Source organism: Pseudoalteromonas sp. T1lg76, from assembly GCF_002964725.1.
In the GTDB taxonomy this organism is placed as follows: domain Bacteria; phylum Pseudomonadota; class Gammaproteobacteria; order Enterobacterales; family Alteromonadaceae; genus Pseudoalteromonas.
In genome coordinates this window covers 37637-58058 of record NZ_PQCE01000023.1, presented here as the reverse complement: position 1 = coordinate 58058, position 20422 = coordinate 37637, and the positions used below count along the sequence as shown (strand labels likewise).

Here is a 20422-nt window from a genome sequence, read left to right as displayed (position 1 = left end):
CGTAGAAATGGTAATGCCTGGCGACAACATCAAGATGACTGTTGAACTAATCTGCCCAATCGCGATGGACGAAGGTCTACGTTTCGCGATCCGTGAAGGTGGTCGTACAGTAGGTGCTGGTGTTGTAGCAACTATCGTAGAGTAATAGTTACTCTCAAGAAAAAAGGCCGCTTTTAGCGGCCTTTTTTGTGCCTGAAAGTTGAGAAGACCAGCTTCACGGCCGTGAAGGCTGAAAGCGGAAATAAGCGAGTGAACAATTTCACTCGCGCCGCTTGAAGGCGACGAGCTCTGCGAGGAGCGGGAGGGCGTACAGTAGGCAAGGCGCAGCCTTGCTAGTGTTTGTACACTCCGTGCTTACCGTGGATACCAAAAGCCGCTTCAGCGGCCTTTATCACTTCTGTAATACCTTCTACAGCTTTGAAAGCACTTACTCACCTTTTCCGTTAAAACTCCCCACAGCTCTCTGTGGTGCGATCTTGTCGCGTTGGCGACCCAACGAGATCTCCAATCTCAGCCTTTTTGGGTTCGCCGTGACGAGCATTTTCACATTGATTTTAAAGCGTCTTATCAGTGAATGTCGTCGAAATAGAGCAAATTTGAATGTCTACTTAAAAGCGATGCTGTCACCTAAAGTTAATGTTTTCTTTATTTTCACACGACAGCATTTTAATGGAGTGCATCGCCGATGCAGTTTGGAGCAAATTTGAATGTCTAAGTGGAATTAAGTATGTCGTCTAAATTGTATGAATCTCCAATTTTGGCTGGACATTCAAATTTACTCATCCACGTTGTGTTTTAAATCATAAATTCGGTAAGAGCTTAATAAAATTGACTAAACAGCCACTTAGCGCCAATCTAACGAGATTGTCCCCGACGTTAAAACGCTTATGCCTGAGCTGAAGATCCCCACGAATATTCCCCGTACCCATAGTCGCTTTGGCCGTTGGCTGGGTACCAAGGTGCTGAACTGGTTTGGTTGGCAGGTGGTGGGGGAGTTTCCCGAGCATGGCAAGTTTGTCGCCGCGGTGGCGCCTCACACCTCAAACTGGGATTTTGTTATCGCCATCGCGGTGAAAATGCACTTGCAGGTGCGGATCCGCTTTTTAGGTAAGCACAGTATTTTTGTCTGGCCTTTGGCGCCCTTGTTACGAAAGTGGGGTGGTATTCCTGTCGACAGACGCTCTTCCCATGGCGTGGTGGCCCAGGTGAAGACTCTGTTTGATAACAGCGACGCGCTGATCCTCGGCTTGGCGCCTGAGGGCACCCGCAAATATACGCCGCAATGGAAAAGTGGTTTTCTGCATATCGCCAAGGCGGCAAAGGTTCCCGTGGTGCCCATGGCGCTGGATTACAGTAAAAAGCAGTTTGTGATCATGGCACCGTTAGAGGTTGGAGAAGATATAGATACAACCCTGGCTCAGGTAAAGGCCCTGTTTCCCGCCGAGATGGCGAAATATCCCCAGCAGGTATCGGGCATCAAGTAACACTAAAGTCAGTGGTGTTTTTACATACAGCAAGCGCTATGATGATGAGAAAATAATAATAAATTAGCCCGTTATGTTCTCGATTGGTGTGATAAGCCTGATTGCCCTGGCCTACCTTGGGGTCTTGTTCGCCGTGGCCTGGTATGCGGATAAATTCAAGCACCGCGCCAGTGCTTGGGTTTATGGTCTGTCGCTCGGGGTGTATTGTACCTCCTGGGCGTTTTACGGCACCACGGCGCAGGCCGCCAATAACGGTTGGTGGCTGGCTCCCACCTATACCGGCACCATCTTACTCTTTATATTTGGCTGGCAAATCTATACCCGCATCGCCACCATCTGTCGCCAGCAGCAACTGACCTCCATGGCCGACTTTATTGCCACCCGTTATGGTCAGTCATCCAGTTTGTCGGGCCTGGTGTCACTGATTTCGGTGATCGCCATAGTGCCCTATATCGCTCTGCAGCTAAATGCCACCAGTGCCAGTATCACTATGCTCACCGAGGTGGAGCGCGGGCAAAACGACTATTTCTATCAGGACAGTACCTTTTATATCACCCTGACCCTGGCGCTGTTTGCCATTTTATTCGGAGCGCGAAGGGTACGTCCCAGTGAGCACAATCCGGGCTTGATGGCCTCCATCGCCTTTGAGTCCGTGGTCAAGTTGCTGGCCTTCGTCGGTGTGGGTTTATTTATTTGCTTTGGGTTATTTGACTCGCCTCAGGCCATTTTTGCGGCGGCGCAACAGCAAGAGATAGCGGCGCAGATGCAAACCACCGCCAGTCCGGGTTATGTGTATTGGGTGCATGTGTTGCTCGGCTTATTGGCGACCTTGTGTTTACCACGCCAGTTTCATACCGCTTTTATTGAGCATGATAATGAGCAGCAACTGGCTACCTCGCGCTGGCTGTTCCCCCTTTATCTGTTGCTGATTAACCTCTTTATTTTGCCCATCGCCTATGCGGGCTTGGTGTATTTTCAGGGTCAGGATGTGGGCTACGACATCTTTGTGCTGGCCCTGCCCATTGCCGCCGAGGCACCCTGGGTGTCGCTGTTGGCCTTCTTGGGGGGCTTTTCTGCGGCGACCAGCATGGTGATCGTCTCCACCATAGTCTTGTCTATCATGATCACCAACGACTTTATTAACCAGTTTTTGCTGCGCCGCTCACAGCTGAGTTCGTCCCACCGCGGCCTCTCCAAGTTTAAATTACTACAGGCGCGTCGGGTGGTGATCGTGGTGATCCTGCTACTCAGTTATGCCAGCCACCGGGTACTGGCCGAGGGTAATACCCTGGCCAATATGGGTCTGATGTCTTTTACCCTGGTGGCCCAATTTGCCCCGGCTATGATCATCGGCCTGTGGTGGTCTAAGGCCTCGTGTCGCGGCGCCCAGCTGGGTATTTTAAGCGGCTCGGCGATTTGGTTTTACACCCTGCTGTTGCCAAGCGTGTATAGCGCCCTGTATGGCGAGGCCGTCTGGCTGAACGAGGGGCCTTGGCAGATTTCCTGGTTGGCGCCCAACGATCTGTTTTCCTTGGGTCTGGAGCCTTTAACCCAGGCCGTGCTGCTGTCTTTGGGTGTGAACACATTTGTGTATTTGCTGGTGCCCTTTATCAGCGCGGCGCAGCTGGCCGAGCGCCTGCAAAGCAATAAGTTTATTCTGCGTGGCGTTGAAGAGCGTGACGCCAATATCGCCCTTAGCTATCAAGAGCTGGCGCTGCTATTACAACGTTTTAGCGAGCCGGAACGGGCCGCCGAGCTGGTAGAAAAATACTTCCCCGCCGCCCGCAATCTTTGGAAGGAGCAGGCGCCCACCACGGTGGAAGAGCGGGTCGAGCGGGAAATGTCGGCCCTGGTCGGTGGTGCCTCGGCGCGGCTGATCCTCGATGTGGCTAAGGATGAAAAACGCCAGCCCTTTGAGCAGGTGGCGGAGTTTGTCGATGAGGCCTCCCAGGTACTGCGCTTTAACCGGGATCTATTGCAGGCCACCATAGAAAACATAGAGCAGGGTATTAGTGTGGTCGACAGCGACCTCAAACTTGTGGCCTGGAATCAGGGCTATCAGGAGATGTTTGCCTATCCAAAAGACATGCTGGCGGTAGGGCGACCCGTGGCCGAGCTGATCCGCTTTAATGCCGAGCGTGGCCTGTTTGAATGCCAGCAAATCGAGGCGGAGGTAAGCAAACGCATAGCCCACCTGCGCCGTGGCAGTGCCTATAAATATCGCCGTGAGCACAATGATGGCCGGGTCTTCGAGATGCAGGGTAACCCCTTGCCCGGCGGCGGTTTTGTTACTACTTACACAGATATCAGCGACTTTGTGCAACAGCAACGTGAGTTAGAGCTGGCCAACCTGAATCTGGAAGAGAAAATAGCCGCTCGTACCAGTGAGTTGGTGGCCACTAACTATGCCCTGGTAGCGGCCAAGCGTGAGGCGGAATCGGCTACGGAAAGTAAGACCCGATTTTTCGCCGCCGCCAGTCATGATCTGTTACAGCCCTTTAATGCCGCTAGTTTATTTTGCTCGCTGATGAGCGAAAAGGCGCAGGGCTCGGAATTGGCCGAGCTGGCGCAGAATATTCGCAACTCCCTGGCCAGTGCGGAGGACCTGCTGTCGAGCATCTTACAGCTCACCAAGCTGGAGTCCGGCTCCTTTAAAATCAATAATACAGACTTCTCCCTGACCAGCCTGTTACAACCCCTTGCCAATGAATACGGGGCCCTGGCCAAAGACAAGGGCCTGGCATTTCGCCTGCAGGGCGCCGAGGTAATGCTGAAAACGGACAAGGCGCTGCTCAAGCGGGTGCTGAGCAACCTGTTGAGTAACGCCATTCGCTATACCGAGCGGGGCGAAATCCGAGTGCTGTGCGAGTGTCATGGTCAGCAGTTATCCATTATGGTGGAGGACACGGGAGCCGGTATAGCCAAGCAAGATCAGGAACTGATTTTTGAGGAATTTAAACAGTTGCAGGGTAAGGAGCAGGCTCAGGGCCTGGGTTTGGGACTGGCCATTAGCAAGCGTATTTGTGCCGCTCTGGATATTAATATGACGCTGGGTTCACAGCTCGGCAAGGGCACTCAGTTTACCCTCAACCTGCCATGCTCTAGCCAGGTGCAAAACATAGCGCCAGAGTTCAATGAGCTCAAAGGGCAGGATAATCAACTGGCGGGTCTGCGCATCTGGCTGCTCGATAATGATGACAACGTGTTACAGGCGCTGTCTCAGGTGCTCCAGAATTGGGGATGCAGCGTGGCGCTGGCCAATGATCAGGCGCAGTTGGCGGAGTTGGTCAATGGCGGTGACGCGGATATTCTGATTGCCGACTACCAGCTCGATGATGGCGTCACCGGCTTGCAGGTGATCCAGGCTTTAGGCTTGGAGGAGATGGCAATCGTGATCAACACCGCCAACCATGACGAGGCCATTCGTGAGCGCGTCAGTGATTGCGGTTATCCGCTACTTTATAAACCACTAAAAACGCCCGCGCTCAAGCGTATGCTTAAGCGTTTAAAGCCGAAATAATCTAAATGAGGCGGGCCGAGAGTTACAACTCTTGGCTCATACAGGCTTCGTCATCCGCATCACACATCAGGCCAAAGGTGGCGATGTCACTGGCATCTGGTTCTTTACCTAGTAAGTGTGCAGCGAAGGTTAAAAACAAATCGTTTTGTAGCAGGGTGACCATTTCCATATGATTCAGCCCCGGATATTCATGAAGTCGCCAAGCTTTTGATTTAATGCCCTGCCAATTTTGTGCGGGCGTTACTGTATCGCTAGACGAAATATAAATATGAGCAGGCGTCGCTGAGTTAGTTGCAGCACGTGTGATATCAATGTCTTGTGGCGAGAGTTGTGCTCTTTGATGCACAAGCCCAACCGCTTCTTTCAACGTCTCTTGTGAAACAAAGAATCTGTAGTACGAGTCTCGTGCCAAAACGTTCCACACACCCAAAGCCGATTGCTCAAAGTTAGTCATGGGCGCCACAAGGTGCAGTTCGGCATTCTCTACGTGCTGTGCAACTGCATGTGCAGCCACCGCACCCATTGAAAAACCGATCAGTTTTACATTTTTAGGCTGTTCACGATTAATCATAGAAATAATTGGTGAGACGCTATCTAGGCCAAATTGAAAATGTTCGGATTTTTCGGCACTTTCAATAATAAGCACATCTGCTCCCGACTCTAGATAAAGCCATTCAGCCATGATGGCGAGAATTTCACTAGGTTGTCCGTAACCAGGGAAGATAATCGCCACTTCATTAGCTGGGCTTTTTTGTGTGCCATATTCATTTTTTTTGCGCACATATCGCCAAACTTTATGATTTTCATTCACCTTGACTACATATTTCAGCGAGGTAGAAGTTGCAGTCGTAGAGGGAGCCAAAGTAAATACACCAACACAGTGGCCTTGTTCATCACAAATGGATTTGGATTGAGTGAGCTCATCCAAATTACCTGGTATCGACGGAGCTTTTAAACTTGTAATTTCGTCAGCAACATAAGAAGCGCAACCGCTCAAGCACAAGAGGGCGAGCGGGAGCGAAAGCTTTATCCATAACGGCATGATCTAATTCCATTTATTTTTTTGTCTGTTTTTAGTACAGCTCAGATTAGCGTATCGATAAAGAAGCACACAAGCGCTTTTTGCGGGAGCGCAGTGAGAAAGCAAGAAGCCTAACAGCATAAGCTCCATTGAATGACGAGAATGATTCCTGCTGTATTGCAATGGACGGCAAAGGTCATGAGTCATTTTGGCTTTTTTTGATGAGCGAGATACAGGCATGCTTTTGCACCCCCAAACAGGTGGTGAAAACGCAGTTAACTATATTATTTAGATGAGGAAGTTAGCCTTGCTCGCTTTCGGCCACTGTGGCCATTTGCTTGAATAAAATGCCCGCCTGAGTGCGGTTGTAGACATTGAGCTTTTTCAAAATGGCCGAGACATGCTGCTTAATGGTGGTTTCCTGAATCGACATGGCATAGGCAATTTGCTTATTGAGCATGCCATCGGCGATCATGCTCAGTACCCGATACTGCTGTGGGGTGAGCTTTTCCAGGTTACGGGCAAACTGGGCCTGCTCACTGTTGTCGTCGGTGCAAATTTCCGTTTGTGGCGGTAACCAGTTTTCCCCTTCGATAACCTGGGCTATGGCTTCACTGATCACATCCAGGGATGAAGACTTGGGAATATAGGCACTGGCACCGAGCGCCATGGCTTGTTCAATTATGCTGGGATGTTCATTGGCGGAGACCATGATCACCAGAATATCCGGGTATTGATTGCGCAGTCGCGCTAAGCCTTCCAGGCCTTGAGCACCGGGAATGGTGAGATCTAAAAACACCAGTTCAATCTCCGGATGGACGACAAGGGCACTAAACAGCTCCGATAGATCGCTGGCTTCTAAAATTGGCTCATCGGCCATGGCCTGAGCGGCGGCTTGTTTGAGGGCGCTGCGAAATAACGGGTGATCATCGGCGATAATGGCTTGCACACTGGGCATCCTAAGTTGACTCCATCTTCCTCGTTATAGGGGATTTTATTAGTCGCGGCAAGGGCCTGCGTTAAGTTGCATATGGAAAGGCGGCCATTTGAAACCGGGGGAGGGCTGGCCGCCTTGATACGCAAGAAAGGTTAGAAGTTATAACCCACGGTGAGCGACACGGTGCGCGGGTCACCAAAGTAGCCGATCAAGGTGTTATCGCCACCCAGACCCGGGGTGTACTTACTGACATCCGTGGGATCAGACGCATCCGGGGTGACAAACTGATAGCCGCCGATCATATATTCTTCATCCGTTAAGTTCTTGCCATGGAGGCCAACACGCCAGTGGCCGTCAGTGCTGTACCAGTTAACGCTGAGGTTAAGCAGGCCATAGCTGTCCTGGCTGAGCAGGCTGTCTTCTTCGAATAACACATAGTCGCCACGGTAGTAGTAGTTAGTGTTAAACACCCAGTCACCATGGTCAGTGTATAAGCGATAGGTCGCACCCAGGTTAAAGGTAAGATCCGGGGTGTTTGAGATGCTAAAGCGGTCCGACTTATCAAAGGCTTCGCCGCTAACAGGGTCCGTATCTAACACCTCTTCGAAATCGGAGTCGATATAGCCCATTGACGCATCAAATGTCAGGGCGTCGGTGGCGACATAGTTCAGCTCCACTTCCACCCCGTCCGCCGAGGATTTACCTATATTGCCCAGACGCTGATTAAGCACCGCCGAGCTATCGCCGGGCAGTACTGAAATATACTGGCGGTCTTCATGATCTAAGGTAAAGAAGGTGATATTGGCGCGCAGGTTGTCATTCCATTCACTCTTCATACCCAGCTCGTAAGAATCCACGATTTCCGGGTTGGCCGCAGGCTCTGCGCTGCTTGCACGGGGGTTAAAGGTGCCCGATTTAAAGCCCTGAGCGTAACTGGCGAAGAACATGATGTCGTTATTGTATTGATACTCGACGCCGACACGCGGGGTAAAGCGTGACCAATCTTCTTCATCGTCCAATACGCGATTTTCTTCAAAGTCTGGGCGTTCATAGCCGGGTACCCAGCCAGATTCTGGATAGAGGGTGGCAACCAGGGCGGTGTTATTGACGTAGGCTTCTTTCTTATCCTTGGTATAACGGGCCCCCAGGGTTAATGACCATTGCTCGCTTAGATCCACACTACCCTGAATGTAGGCGGCCTTGCTGGTGGAGTTGCTGCAACCGCTAATTTCGCGGGTGAAGCTAGGGAGTGGGACGCCAACGCCGAGTTTATCGAGCTGCGCGCCCACTTCTAAAATGGCATCGAATACGCCGCATGATTCACCGTCGTAATAGTACAAACCGGACACCAGCTTGTAGTTGTCGCCCTGATGGTTCAGTTGCAGCTCGTGGGTGGTTTGCTCGTCATCATAGATGGCGGGCACATCAAAAATACGTAACGCGGTATTATCAAAGTCGATATTGGTTGGCGAATAACTGTCGCGCTTCGCGCCTATATATTTAAACGAGGTGTCGTCGCTCATGTCCCAGCGTGCGGTCAGGCTATAGCCTTCCAGCTCCACCTTGTTCCAGGTCGGCATACTGGTGTAAGAGTCATAGACATCATCCGGCACTGGGGCATCGGTCAGTATGCTGGGTAATAAGCGATAGCCGCCTTTGGCGTTGGAGTCATCATCGGTTTTATCCCAGCCGAGGCGGAAGAACAGATCTTCCGTGGGGCGATATTCCAGGGTCAGGCGCGCTGCGGTAAGATCCTTGTTGTAGTTTTCCTTATCCTGACCATCCAGATCCGACACCAGGAAATCACCAAAACCGTCGCGGTTTAAGGTGGCAAAGCCGTAACCAACGTAAAGCTGCTCGTCAATCAGTGGAATTTGCCCGGTGATCTTCAAATCTCTTTGGTTGTAGCTGCCCACAGTACCCTGGATATCAAAGGTCATATCGCCGGTCATTTCCTTGGTGACATACTTCACCGCGCCGCCAATGGTGTTTTTACCGTAGAGTGTCCCCTGTGGGCCACGTAATACTTCAATTTGCTGGACATCCAATAAATCCAGCACCGCACCCTGAGGGCGAGCCACGTAGACATCATCTATGTAGATACCCACACCCGGCTCATAACCCCACAGCGGGTCCTGCTGACCTACACCGCGAATAAAGGCGGTGATGGTGGAGTTGGTACCGCGGCTGGCCTGCAAGGTGGTGTTGGGTGAAAACTGCTGTACCTCGGTCATCACCGAAATACCGTTTTCCTGTAATTGCGCGGCGCCGATAGAGGTCACGGCCACCGGCACTTCTTGCAGGTTCTCGACCGTTTTACGGGCGGTAACCTCGATGCGTTCCAGCTCGGCTTTTTTTACTTCTTCTTCTGCCAAGGCCGTTGGGCTTGCCAGTGCACTTGTGAGTGCCGCCCCAATCGCTAAGGCTAGACTAGAGCGGCGTAGACTGTATGTGTTCATCCTGTATCCCCTGTTATTGTCGTTGTCCGTGCGCCGGTATTGTTATGGGTCGTCACGGTATGGGTTTGTTTTAAAAATATTAATTAACTGTGACTTTAGGGGAAAAATGCGACGAGGGGGTTAGTACCTTAGTACTATCGCCGCTACAGCCCTTTATTTATGGGGTATAGAGCAATTCTATAACCTTAGTACTATGTATTTTAACGGATTGTGGGGCCACACTGATTGCCAGTGTTGTTAACAGAAACAGCTGCTATGCTAGCTCTGATAACTAAAACAATAATAATTCGAGGAGCACTTCTATGCTCAGTATGATTGGCCTTATCGGCGGTCTGGTACTACTTATCATTCTTACCCTGCGTGGCGTAAACCTGTTTATTGCCGCCCCCTTGTGTGCCCTGTTGGTGGCGCTGAGCGGCAATATGGCGCTCTTTCCCGGTGAGAATGTGTCTTTAGACTTTGTCAGCACTTATATGAACGGCTTTGCCGGTTTCCTCAGTGCCTGGTTCTTTATGTTCTTGCTCGGCTCCCTGTTCGGCAAGTTTATGGAAGACAGTGGCGCCGCGGACAGCGTTGCCCGTGCCATAGTCAACAAGCTGGGCATGAAGCACGCGGTACTGGCCGTGGTGATTGCCTGTGCGGTACTGACCTATGGTGGTGTCAGCGTCTTTATCGTCGCCTTTTCCGTGTATCCCATGGCCTTGAGCCTGTTTAAAGACGCCAACCTGCCACGGCGCTTTATTCCCGCGACCCTGGCCTTTGGCTCGGTGACCTTTACCATGACCTCGGCGGGCTCGCCGGAGATTCAAAACTGGATCCCCATCAAATATCTGGGCACCTCGCCCTATGCGGCCTGGGAAGTCAGTTTGTTCGTTGCTGTGTTTATGGCCATCGCCGGTTACTGGTGGCTGAAGAAGATGATCACCAAGGCGGTAGCTAACGGCGAGTGTTTCGAGGCTCGTGAAGATGATCCGGAAATTCCCGAGCGCGACTATCCGCACCCAATCACCGGGGTGATCCCGCTGCTGGTGGTGCTGCTTTTATCCTTCACCTTGCACGATGTATTTCAGCAAAGTGCGTTGATTGTGGCGCTATTAGGCGGCGTTTTGACGCTATTGATCATCAACTTCAAGCATTTCCACAATCTAGCGGGGGCCATTAACGAAGGCACAACCGGGGCGCTGGTGGCCATAGGCAACACCAGTGCCGTGGTGGGCTTTGGTGCGGTGGCCAAAAACACCGAGGCATTTCAGGTGGCGGTGGAAGTCATGACCAATATGCCGGGCAACGAATTGCTCGGCGCGGCAGTGGCCGTTAGTGTGATTGCCGGTTTGACCGGCTCGGCATCAGGCGGTCAGGCCATAGCCCTGCCGTTAGTAGCGCCTCATTACCTGGATGCCGGTGTTAACCCGGAGCAATTACACCGGGTGGTGGCGATCAGTTCCGGGGCATTGGATACCTTGCCGCACAACGGTTATGTGGTGACCACTATCCGTGCCATCTGTAAAGAGACGCACCAGCGTGCCTACTGGTCTATGGCCGCATTAACGGCCGTGGTGCCGCTGATTGGCGTTGCCCTTGCATTAGCCCTATTTATCTTATTTTAAGGAACGAACAAGATGTCTATGTTACGAGTTATTGGTGTTGTCTTAATTGTTGTAAGCCAGTGGGCCTGGGCTCAGGGCGAGCCTCTGCTGGTGGAAAAACAGCGTTTCGCCTTTGCAAATTACACCACGGAGTCGGGCGTCACCTTGCCCGAGGTGCAGGTGGGGTGGGAGAGCTACGGCACCCTTAATGAAGCCAAGGACAATGTGATTTTGATCACCCATTTCTTCTCCGGCACCTCCCATGCGGCGGGTAAATACAGCGCGGATGATGCTTTGCCCGGGTATTGGGATGCCATTATCGGTCCGGGTAAGGCCATAGACACCAACAAGTTTTTTGTGATCAGCTCGGACACCCTGGTTAACGCCAACTGGCACGATAAAAACGTGATCACCACGGGCCCGGCCTCCATCAATCCGAAAACCGGTAAGCCCTATGGCCTGGATTTCCCCGTGGTCACCATAGGCGACTTTGTCGAAGTGCAAAAACGTTTGCTCGACAGCCTGGGGATTGAAACACTCCACGCCGTCATTGGCGCTTCCATGGGCTCTTTCCAGGCGCTGGAGTGGTCGGTGCGTTACCCAGACAAGGTTGAGCGACTGGTTCATGTGATTGGTGCGGCGAAAATGGATGCCTGGACGGTACCTGCGCTGGAGAAGTGGGCCTTGCCTATTCGCCTGGACGCAAACTGGAATAACGGCAATTACTATGAGGGTGAGCGCCCGCTGGCCGGTGTAACCGCCACCATGCTTAACATCACCCAGGACGCCATGCACCCGGAAAGTTATAAGGCCAGCTTCCCGAACTTTAAAGTGCAGGACGAGGGCGCGAAAAAAGACATACGCATCCTGCCAGCCATCAACCAGACCCTGCATGAGCGTGCCCTGGCTCGAGCGCAAACCCAGGATGCCAACCATATTCTCTATTTGGTACGCGCCTCGCAACTATACAGCGCCGGCATGCAGGAAGACCTAAACGCAGCGGCACAAAAAATTAAGGCCAAGGTGCTGCTTATGCCCGCCAGTAACGACTTGTTGTTACGCCCAGGCCCGGTGCGCGCGTTTGCCAAGCTGCTTAAAGAGCAAGAGAAAGATGTAAAAATCGAGGAAATTGAGGGTATCTGGGGTCATCTTGACGGTATTTTTTCCATTCAAACCAAGGCCCAGGTGATCGCCGAATTCTTAGCGGAGTAATTATGAGCAAACGAATTTTAATTACCGGTGCCGCCAGTGGCATTGGCCGCTATGTGGCGGAACACCTGGGCAAACAAGGCCATGAGATCTTACTGACCGATCTCGATGGTGAGCGCGCCAAGGCCGAGGCCGAACTGCTCCAACAGCAGGGCATTCGTGCCCAGGGCCTGGCGCTGAATGTGGCGGATCTTGCCTCCCTCGGGGACTTTATTGCCAGGCAGCCGACCATAGATGTGCTGATCAATAACGCCGGTGTTCAATACGTTGAGCGTCTAGACGACTACCCCTTGGATAAATGGCAGCTGTTGCAGGATGTGCTGCTCAATGGCCCGGCCATGCTCACCAAGGCTGTGCTCCCGGCGATGCGAGAGCAAAACTTTGGCCGTATTATCAATATCGGCTCTATTCATGCCCAGGTGGCCTCCAAGTATAAGTCGGCCTATGTGTCGGCTAAGCATGGCCTTATTGGTTTGGGCAAGGTGCTGGCGCTGGAGACCGGGGATGTGGATATCACGGTCAATACCATTTGCCCGGCCTATGTAAAAACACCCTTGGTCGAGGCGCAAATAGCCAGCCAGGCCAAACAGCATGGCATCACGGAGCAGGAGGTGATCGACACCATAATGCTGGCCCCCATGCCTAAAAAGGCCTTTATCGGCCTGGATGAAATCGCCCACACCGTTGACTTTTTAATGGCGGATGCGGCGCGCAATATTACTGCCCAAGCCATCGCCCTTGATGGCGGCTGGACGGCGCAATAGGAGAGAAGATGGCAGGTTTTAATAAGGTAGTGAACAGCTACGGTGAAGCTATGGCGGGCCTCGAAGACAATATGACGGTTATCGCCGGCGGTTTTGGCCTTTGCGGTATTCCCGAGGGCTTGATTAAAGAAATCAAAAACAAGGGCACCACCGGTCTGACGGTGGTTTCCAATAACTGCGGCGTCGACGGTTTTGGTTTAGGCATATTGCTTGAAGATAAGCAGATCCACAAAATGGTGGCCTCTTATGTGGGTGAAAACTCCTTGTTCGAGCAGCAATTGCTGAGCGGTGAGCTGGTGGTGGAGTTAACCCCTCAGGGCACCCTGGCGGAGAAAATGCGTGCCGGTGGCGCCGGCATCCCCGCGTTTTACACCGCAACCGGAGTAGGCACAGTGGTGGCCGAAGGCAAGGACATCAAGCAGTTTGCTGGCCGCGACTATGTGCTTGAGCCCAGTATTGTCGGCGACTTTGCCATAGTGAAGGCGTGGAAGGCGGATCGCTACGGCAACTGCATCTATCGTCATACGGCGATGAATTTTAACCCCATGGCCGCCACCGCTGGCAAGATCACCGTGGTTGAGGCGGAAGAAATCGTCGAGCCCGGGGAGCTGGAGCCCAGTCAAATTCACACCCCGGGTATTTATGTACAACGCGTGATTCAAGGTCAGTTTGAAAAGCGCATCGAAAAACGTACGGTGCGAGGAGCATAACCATGGCACTGACACGAGAGCAAATGGCGCAGCGCGTCGCCCAGGAATTACGCGACGGTTATTATGTGAACCTCGGCATAGGCATTCCTACCCTGGTTGCCAACTATGTGCCCAAAGGCATAGATGTGATGCTGCAATCGGAAAACGGCTTGCTGGGCATGGGCGAATATCCGCTTGAGGCACAAGTGGATGCGGACATGATCAACGCCGGTAAGGAAACCGTGACCGCCCGCACCGGTGCTGCGATTTTTAACTCCGCCGAAAGCTTTGCCATGATCCGCGGTGGTCATGTGGACTTAACCGTGTTGGGCGCCTTCGAAGTGGACCAAAACGGCAACATCGCCAGTTGGATGATCCCCGGCAAGCTGGTCAAAGGCATGGGCGGCGCCATGGACCTGGTGGCGGGCGCCAAAAATATTATCTGTACCATGACTCATGCCAGCAAGCATGGCGACTCAAAACTGCTGACCCAGTGTTCACTGCCGCTGACGGGCGTGGCGTGTATCAATAAGGTGATCACCGACCTGGCGCTGCTGGAAATTAAGGACGGTGCGTTTCACCTGCTTGAACGCGCTCCCGGCGTAACTGTGGAAGAGATTAAAGCAAAAACCCAGGGCAAGCTCATCTGCCCGGAACAGGTGCCTGAGATGCAGTTTTAGGTTTCTCCCGATTCTAAATTGCACGACCAAACACCCAGCTAGCCTGCTCTGCTGGGTGTTTTTATGAATTCATCACAAACCGACACAAACGCAAGCTGAGGGGTTTCAAGCAGGAGGTGTGCTAAGGTTTAAGGGCTATTAACCAAGGTGCGACAGAGATCTAAATGAATAATGTCATTCTCGAGTCTGTTATCACTTGCCCAGCGTGCGGCGCAAAGAAGCGGGAAACCATGCCAACGGATGCGTGCCAATTTTATTATGAGTGCTCGTCTTGCCACACCCTGTTAAAGCCTTTACCCGGTGACTGCTGCGTGTATTGCTCATATGGCTCGGTTAAATGCCCACCGATACAAAAAGATGGCAGGTGCTGCGGTTAATAACACTCAAATAAAATCGGGCAGCGATTGCCACGGCTATAGCCTAGATTCCCCCCTTGTAAAAGCTGCTTACATTTTATTCGGTGCAACCCCTGTTTAATTCCGTCATGCTAGGTCCATCAAGAAAAAGGAGAAAGCACAATGCGATGTCATGAAGTTGATTATGAAATTATCGGCCATTCGATGCAGATGGTGGAAGTGGAACTGGACCCAGGTGAGGCGGTGATCGCCGAAGCAGGGGCGATGAACTACCTTGAAGACGGCATTCAATATGAAGCCAAAATGGGTGATGGCTCACAGGTCAATCAAGGCTTTATGAGCAAGCTGTTTAGTGCCGGTAAGCGCATGATCACAGGTGAATCCCTGTTTATGACCCACTTTACCAATCAGGGCATGGGTAAAAAACGCGTTGCCTTTGCCGCTCCTTTCCCGGGCAGTATTGTGCCCTTAAATATGGCCGAGTTGGGTGAGCAGGTGTTCTTACAAAAAGACTCCTTCTTGTGCGCGGCACTGGGCACCGAGGTCAATATCGCCTTTCAGCGTAAATTAGGAGCCGGTTTCTTTGGCGGCGAGGGCTTTATTTTGCAGCGCTTGGAAGGCGACGGTATGGCCTTCGCCCATGCCGGCGGCACTGTGGTTGAGAAACAGCTTAACGGTGAAACACTGCGTCTCGATACCGGTTGTGTGGTTGGCTTTACCGGTGGTATCGAATTTGATATCGAGCGGGTGAAGGGGTTACGCTCTATGTTCTTTGGCGGTGAAGGCTTGTTCCTCACCACGCTGCGCGGCCACGGCACCGTGTGGATCCAAAGCCTGCCATTCTCACGCTTGGCCGATCGTGTGCTTGAGCACGCGCCTAGAGCCGGGGGTGCACGCCAGGGCGAGGGCTCGGTCCTTGGCGGCATCGGCGATATGATAGGCGGCGATTAATTCACGCCGCCTCGCCTTACTTACTGGCAATGCCGCACAGGTATTGCCATTCTTCCTCGGTGACCGGCATCACGGACAAGCGCCCGGATTTTTTCAGCGCCAGCTCTTCGATGGCCGGGTCGGCCTTGATCGCCTGCAGGGTCACCGGCTTGTTAAAGGTTTCCCTGTACTGCACATCGACACTAAACCAGCGTGGTGCCTCGGCCGTGGCTTTAGGGTCATAGTAATCGCCACTGGCATCGTATTGTGATGGATCCGCATAGGGGCCGTTCACTATCTCGGCCACGCCGACTATGGCCGGTACCTTGCAGCTTGAATGATAGATAAACACCTTGTCGCCCACCTTCATGCCATCGCGAATAAAATTACGGGCCTGATAATTACGTACGCCATCCCACACCGTGGTGCCGTTCGGCGCCGCTTTTAGGTCTGCTAATGAAAATGCATCGGGCTCTGTTTTGAGTAGCCAATAAGCCATGTTGGGTCCTGTGCTGAGCTAGGTAATCGGGTTCATTGTATAGTATTATCATTGTATTAGCTGCAATGTGGAAATGAGGACACAATGAGCCAAGCATTAGATAATTTATTGTCGCTGTTAAAACTGGAAGAAATCGAGTTGGGCCTGTATCGCGGTGCCAGCCAGGACCTGGGTTTTAAGGCCGTTTTTGGCGGTCAGGTTATGGGTCAGGCACTCTCGGCGGCGAAGGAAACCCTGCCCGAAGGGCGCGTGGTGCATTCCCTGCATTCCTATTTTTTACGCCCCGGCGATGCCTCGCGTCCCATTGTGTATGATGTGGAAAACATCCGCGACGGTAAGAGCCTGAGCACCCGCCGTGTCAGTGCCATTCAGTACGGCAAGCCGATTTTCTATATGACTGCCTCTTTCTCCGGCGACGCCCAGGGCCTGGAACACCAAAGCACCATGCCGGATGTGCCGGCACCGGAAGGCCTGCGTTCGGCATTGGAATTTTACCAAGAGCATGCGCACCAAATTCCCGAGCCTATTCGTAACAAGTTTATCAGCGAAAAGCCCATCGACATGCGCCCGGTGAATTTCCAAAACCCCTTTAAGCCGCAGGTGGCCGAGCCGATTAAGCATATCTGGTTTAAGACCAATGGCGAGATGCCGGACGACCAGCGTATTCACAACTATTTGCTGGCCTATGCGTCGGACTTCGAGTTTTTACCAACAGCACTTCAGCCGCACGGTAAGTCCTTTATGCACCCAAAAATGCAGGTAGCCACTATCGATCACTCCATGTGGTTCCACCGTCCATTCCGCATGGACGAATGGATGCTCTACAGCGTGGACAGCCCCAGCGCCAGCTGTGGCCGCGGCCTGGTGCGCGGCCAGTTTTTTGACCGCAAGGGCAATCTGGTTGCTTCTACCATTCAAGAAGGTGTGATGCGCGAGCGCTAGGGGGTTAAAACTGCCGCGCTCATCATGACGGCGTTAAAAATCGCTTTAAAGTCTTCGCGATACCTGTAGGTCAGGTTTCAACCTGACAATTCTCGTCGCCCAACGCGACAAGATCTATCAGCGACCACCGCTGTCTGCAGTTCGACAAACAAAACCGCCATAGTCAGGCTAAAGCCTGACTTACAAACTCAAAAGGCATGCGCGACTTATCACGTAGCCACCACAGTGCTTTTTCCTTGATAGCTCTGATGTCGCCAAAGTGTTGCGCGGCATACAAATGGAGTTGCGTGCTAAAATCAGGAACAAATTTACATCTGGTTGATATTTATGCTATCAAACAAGGGGAGCTAGGAATTCTGGCTTTTTGTTAAAAATAAAAAAGGGAATTTTTATATGGTACTTAGTAATTCTATATCCCGCCCCATTGTATTTCTAGCATTGAGCTTATTGTGCTTATTTCACTTCCCCGCAAACGGGCAAGCGTCTGGTGAAAAAGTAAAAAGTGCACAGATTGGTTTTTGTGAAAACTGCACTGATACGGAAGTCATCAACCTAGTCAAAAGCTGGTCTAAACCACACTCAAATCCGACTCAATGCACTGGTGGACTTAGAGTTGGTGATTGTCAGCTCAATGATGACAATCTTGAGGTGCACTGGTTTTATGTAATAGATACAGCAAATAACAAGAAATATAAGTATGTCGCTAATGTGTATCCCTTTACTGAGGTCTTAATCCCTCAAAATAACGACTTGGCTAAGGATGATATTAGTTTCATGGAGAGTTTTGAGCAGTACTTCAAGCGCTTGAATGTAGCAATTGACGATATGCAGACAGTTTCCCATCAATTTTTGCCAGCATCACTTTTAAATTCGAATTTATACGGTACTTCCATAGGTGTTGATAACAATTTGTCGAGCACTCAATCAATCGATCCAGGCCTGGAAATAAATTGTGCATTAAAGGAAAACCAGTCTCAGTTCTACGGGCTATTTGTGAATGATAGAACTGGGTTGTATGACCTACAAAAACGTGCAAACGATTTTTTTCGGAATAACTTTAATGATGTTGCATCTTGGGATTTTAGCGCAAGTTTGGCACTGGATGGTGTGTTAAAACGTATTATGGCGCAGGGTGAAGTCGAGATGAAACGAACAGAAAAGGAACCTGTTATTCCGCAAATGTATGTGGTTGAGCTTAATGGTGGGCAGGGAGGAAGAATCGTGTATGATATTGCTTTCCCTAAAAAGGGTATTGTCAGCACAGCTATCATGAAATTCAATGAGGAATGGTCTCAAGATGCCCAAGGCCAAACCATAAATCAGAGTATTGCGCGACTCAAAGAAGGGAGAGTAGGTTTTATAAAAAATCCATGTGATGCGCAAGCCTTAGCTAAATTGGCGGTGCAGAATGGTTACGCTCCAAGCTCTTCTGCGGGGGGAGGCGGTGCAGGGGTTATAGGTGAAGATTGGGCTCCGGGAAACCAATGCAACCAGTTGCCATATTATTACACCGAAGCCAGATATATTTATACGGTTATTCGTCAACCTGACGGCTCGACTTATATAGATGTACAGACTCAGTTCCAGGAAAAGGTGACTAGAATAGGATGTGATTGAAGCCTGTTAAAAATCTGAGATCGAAAGCGCGAATCTAAACGGGAAGGGGTGATACCTGTTAGTTTGGTGGGGCTTGACTTGGTTTTACAGCGCTGTAATTGCGTGCAATAAAAAATTAATATAACTTGTTGATATTATTTGACTTGATGGTAAAAGGCTGGCTGGGAGAGTTACGCTAAAACGTAATAAAAAAACTAGTTCTTGTTAGATGCAAGACCTGACCCCGATATCTTCGACTTTAAGTGGTAGTAAAATTACTTTGCTATCACTTAAATTTTGGGTGAATGTAAAATGACGATTTCGTATAAGAAAATGTATTTGCTGATTTTTTTATTTTGTTCAATGAGCTCTGAAATCTTGTTAGCAAATGAGTATATGCCTTTTATTAAAGAAAAAAGTTTTCAAGAGCTAAATCATGAATCAATAATAAGAAAAGGCCATTGTTTGAGTGGTTTATTTAACAATTATAAAGACTGGAGAAAAGAACTGGTCGCTCTTGGAAGAGTTACTGACAAAGAATTTGAAAAAAGACTGACTGAAAAAGAGTACGACTATTACAAGTCATCAGTGAACTGTGCTTCTATTATTTATAAAGTTCAAAATTATTATGTTCGCGGTTTTGTTCTTTATCCAAAAGAGCAAAGGCTTTCTAGGTTGCCAGCTATTGTTTTTAACCGAGGAGGCAGTGATTTGCATCGCCATACAATAAAGGTTGGGGATTTATTTTTACTACCGTACCAGCTTGCGGCAGCTGGAAATGTTGTCATTGCCAGCCAGTACGGTGGTGCTCAAGTTTGGCCTGAAGATAGAGAGTTTGACATTGGAGTAGATGAATTTGGCGGGCAAGAATTACAAGACGTGCTTGCTTTGGTGTCAATTTTAAAGTCAATGCCAATGGTAGACATTGAAAAGCTGGGAATGGTTGGCTGGAGTCGAGGCTCTATGATGTCTATGTTGGCATTAAAAAACGGTGAAAAAATAAAAAGCATGGTTATAGGTGGATCATTGGTTGATTTATCTGCAACGGTAAAAGAAAGGCCTGAGTTTGAACAGCAGGTTTTAAAAAGGTTAATTCCAATGTACGCAAATAATAAAGACAAGGAGCTTTTTAATCGTTCTGCAATCAATTGGTATAAAGAGTTGCCTAGCATTCCACTTCTTATGCTGCATGGAGAAGATGACCAATATGTAAATCCAGAGCATGCAAGGCTATTTCATTCGTTATTTTCAGAGCAAAATAAACAAGCTAAATATATTGAATATCCAAATGGATCGCATACCTTGATAGAGCAGAGTGATAAGGTTCAAAGAGAAATAATTAACTGGTTTGCGAATACTCTTTGATTTAAAGGCGGTAAGAGCTTTACGTGCTTCGCGAGTTAATATTGCATGAAGGGGTTAGGCCTTGTTTTTTGCACATTGTGCATATTGGGCAGTTCAAAACCGGACCCGCTTAGACTTTTGCTGTCCATGGCGGCAAAGCCTCGCCTACAACCACAAACTCCAACCCACCTCAAGAACTCCGGAGTGTCGGGGCGCCTTTGGGGGCTGTCGCCACCGCGACAATATCTTTTAAATTAACACCGCTGTCGGCGCAGAGCACCGACCTACAAACCGCAGTAGGCGGCCAGACAAAATCAATATGCCCGCAAGGCTAGAGCCTCACCTACAACAAACTCTAACCCACCTCAAGAACACCGATGTGTCAGTGAATTCCCCTTACATTGCA

The 20422-nt window shown here is 50.5% G+C and carries 16 protein-coding genes and 1 pseudogene; 13 read left to right on the top strand and 4 right to left on the bottom strand.

Features of this window, described 5'->3' with window-relative positions; genetic code table 11:
* From tuf to C2M35_RS09255, 3 genes and pseudogenes are all read left to right on the top strand, one after another.
* A pseudogene (gene tuf / locus C2M35_RS09265) lies at positions 1-145 on the top strand (elongation factor Tu); the annotation flags it as partial.
* Between the two features lie 742 nt (positions 146-887).
* Entirely contained in the window at positions 888-1484 is a 597-nt protein-coding gene (locus C2M35_RS09260) for a 1-acyl-sn-glycerol-3-phosphate acyltransferase (RefSeq protein WP_105199966.1), read from the top strand.
* Positions 1485-1557: 73 nt separating this feature from the next.
* Entirely contained in the window at positions 1558-5004 is a 3447-nt protein-coding gene (locus C2M35_RS09255; RefSeq protein ID WP_105265168.1) for a PAS domain-containing hybrid sensor histidine kinase/response regulator, read from the top strand.
* Between the two features lie 22 nt (positions 5005-5026).
* On the opposite strand, the gene C2M35_RS09250 is transcribed toward C2M35_RS09255, so the two are convergent.
* From C2M35_RS09250 to C2M35_RS09240, 3 genes are all read right to left on the bottom strand, one after another.
* Complete coding sequence (locus C2M35_RS09250) at positions 5027-6046, bottom strand: hypothetical protein (RefSeq protein ID WP_158677951.1); 1020 nt, start codon at positions 6044-6046, stop codon at positions 5027-5029.
* Between the two features lie 280 nt (positions 6047-6326).
* Positions 6327-6983, bottom strand: a complete 657-nt coding sequence (locus C2M35_RS09245) for a response regulator (protein WP_105265166.1) — start codon at positions 6981-6983, stop codon at positions 6327-6329.
* 131 nt (positions 6984-7114) lie between these two features.
* Positions 7115-9421 carry a TonB-dependent receptor gene (locus C2M35_RS09240; RefSeq protein ID WP_105265165.1) on the bottom strand — a complete coding sequence of 769 codons (2307 nt, stop codon included), beginning with the start codon at positions 9419-9421 and terminating at the stop codon, positions 7115-7117.
* Between the two features lie 302 nt (positions 9422-9723).
* On the opposite strand from C2M35_RS09240, the gene C2M35_RS09235 reads away from it, so the two are divergent.
* The 7 genes from C2M35_RS09235 to C2M35_RS09205 all read left to right on the top strand — a co-directional run bounded on the left by C2M35_RS09235 (position 9724) and on the right by C2M35_RS09205 (position 15656).
* Entirely contained in the window at positions 9724-11028 is a 1305-nt protein-coding gene (locus C2M35_RS09235) for a GntP family permease (protein WP_105265164.1), read from the top strand.
* Positions 11029-11040: 12 nt separating this feature from the next.
* The gene (locus C2M35_RS09230; RefSeq protein WP_199774409.1) at positions 11041-12219 is read left to right on the top strand and encodes an E22 family MetX-like putative esterase; all 1179 of its coding nucleotides are present in this window, start codon (positions 11041-11043) and stop codon (positions 12217-12219) included.
* Positions 12220-12221: 2 nt separating this feature from the next.
* Complete coding sequence (locus C2M35_RS09225) at positions 12222-12980, top strand: 3-hydroxybutyrate dehydrogenase (protein ID WP_105265163.1); 759 nt, start codon at positions 12222-12224, stop codon at positions 12978-12980.
* An 8-nt stretch (positions 12981-12988) separates the two neighbouring features.
* The gene (locus tag C2M35_RS09220) at positions 12989-13690 is read left to right on the top strand and encodes a CoA transferase subunit A (protein ID WP_105265162.1); all 702 of its coding nucleotides are present in this window, start codon (positions 12989-12991) and stop codon (positions 13688-13690) included.
* Between the two features lie 2 nt (positions 13691-13692).
* Complete coding sequence (locus C2M35_RS09215; RefSeq protein WP_105199957.1) at positions 13693-14349, top strand: CoA transferase subunit B; 657 nt, start codon at positions 13693-13695, stop codon at positions 14347-14349.
* Between the two features lie 164 nt (positions 14350-14513).
* Positions 14514-14726, top strand: coding sequence for a GDCCVxC domain-containing (seleno)protein (locus C2M35_RS15795; protein WP_105265161.1), 213 nt, complete (start codon positions 14514-14516; stop codon positions 14724-14726).
* A gap of 141 nt (positions 14727-14867) precedes the next feature.
* Positions 14868-15656 (top strand): TIGR00266 family protein, encoded by a 789-nt coding sequence (locus tag C2M35_RS09205; protein ID WP_105189387.1) that lies wholly within the window; start codon positions 14868-14870, stop codon positions 15654-15656.
* 16 nt (positions 15657-15672) lie between these two features.
* On the opposite strand, the gene C2M35_RS09200 is transcribed toward C2M35_RS09205, so the two are convergent.
* Positions 15673-16134: an EVE domain-containing protein gene (locus C2M35_RS09200; RefSeq protein WP_105215024.1), complete on the bottom strand. Its 462-nt coding sequence runs from the start codon at positions 16132-16134 to the stop codon at positions 15673-15675.
* An 84-nt stretch (positions 16135-16218) separates the two neighbouring features.
* On the opposite strand from C2M35_RS09200, the gene tesB reads away from it, so the two are divergent.
* From tesB to C2M35_RS09185, 3 genes are all read left to right on the top strand, one after another.
* Entirely contained in the window at positions 16219-17076 is an 858-nt protein-coding gene (tesB, locus tag C2M35_RS09195) for an acyl-CoA thioesterase II (protein WP_105199954.1), read from the top strand.
* 393 nt (positions 17077-17469) lie between these two features.
* Positions 17470-18693: a hypothetical protein gene (locus C2M35_RS09190; protein WP_105265160.1), complete on the top strand. Its 1224-nt coding sequence runs from the start codon at positions 17470-17472 to the stop codon at positions 18691-18693.
* Between the two features lie 291 nt (positions 18694-18984).
* Entirely contained in the window at positions 18985-20037 is a 1053-nt protein-coding gene (locus C2M35_RS09185; protein WP_105265159.1) for an alpha/beta hydrolase family protein, read from the top strand.
* Positions 20038-20422: the final 385 nt, after the last annotated feature.